This is a genomic window from Microcystis sp. LEGE 08355 (assembly GCF_015207185.1).
Taxonomy (GTDB): Bacteria; Cyanobacteriota; Cyanobacteriia; order Cyanobacteriales; family Microcystaceae; genus Microcystis; species Microcystis panniformis.
In genome coordinates this window covers 1-1236 of sequence record NZ_JADEXI010000905.1, presented here as the reverse complement: position 1 = coordinate 1236, position 1236 = coordinate 1, and the positions used below count along the sequence as shown (strand labels likewise).

Here is a 1236-nt window from a genome sequence, read left to right as displayed (position 1 = left end):
AGTTGTTAAATGCCGATGTCAATGGATCATTTAACATCATCAGAAAAGTAATTCCTGATGTCATTGACCAGGGAATAAAGGGTTTGCCGTTTAATCCTGTAGTGCTTGACCCACTTGTTAGTGAGCCAGTCGAACTACGAATGACTAAGCTTTCAAGCTTTTAAGTAAGTTTGAGTAAGTTTAGTTGAGCGGTTAGGTCACTCTACTTTTTCCCAAAAACGAGGAATCTGTGCTAAGTTAAGCTAAACGGCGCTTAACCTGCATGATCCAATAGCTATAACCCTTTTGGAGTCTATATCGGTGATCCGAAGTAAAAGCCGTTTAGCTTACCACAAAGTTTATTTTCCCAGCAGATGCTCAGAAGATAGACCATCAATCAAGACCAATTTAACTCTTTTTGTCGTTAGGACTTCCAAAAGTGACCAAAAACCAGCAAATTCTAGCAAAAATCGGGGGGGGGGTAGCCTTGCTCTCCTTCTTTCCTTGGGTTTAGGGCAACAAGCTTATGCTGTCACCCTCGTTGAGAACTTAAGTGAATCAAATGATGGCATAGGAAGTACAAACTTTAACTTTTGGCCAGGATCAAGCTTTACCACTGGTAGTAGCAGTTACAATCTTCAGTCTGCTACTCTTTTGTTCCAACAATTAACCGCCAGTCCCAACTTGTTTGTTCGTCTCTATAGCAACAGCAGTGGAACCCCCGGCACTTTGATAACCAGTTTTACTAACCCGGCTTCCATTACCACCTCTCTCGCCAATAACACCTTTACCCTGGCTACTCCGTACACATTAGCCGCTAATACCACTTACTGGTTAGTCAGTGGTGTTTCAGATAATGTCGGGAATTATCAATGGGGTTATACTACATCTTACGCTAAAACAGGACTCCCTGGCTGGACGATTGGTAATGGTTACGTTGATAGTAACAATCAAGGGGGAAGTTGGACTTCTTTTCCTACGGATGGCCCTTACCAATTTAGCCTTGAGGGAACAGAGAACAGTCCACCACCCACTAGCGTCCCTGAACCGGGTTCCGTGGTTGCCTTGTTAGGATTGGGAGGATTAGGGTTAGCTTCTAGCCTGAAGAAACGGAAATAGGAACAGTAGAGTGGGGGCGACTCGATTCTCTTGTCTCGTGCCAAGGTTCCACCTGACAATGGCAAAAGTCAGCGTCTCCCTTCCTTCCCCGATGGGTTATACCATTTTTCTAAATTCCTGACAGACATCCTACTCCTC

General features: G+C 44.3%; 1 protein-coding gene. It reads left to right on the top strand.

Annotated features, from left to right (window positions below; translation table 11 throughout):
• Positions 1 to 300 precede the first annotated feature (300 nt).
• Positions 301 to 1098 carry a choice-of-anchor R domain-containing protein gene (locus IQ242_RS26920; RefSeq protein WP_370583051.1) on the top strand — a complete coding sequence of 266 codons (798 nt, stop codon included), beginning with the start codon at positions 301 to 303 and terminating at the stop codon, positions 1096 to 1098.
• Positions 1099 to 1236 lie beyond the last annotated feature (138 nt).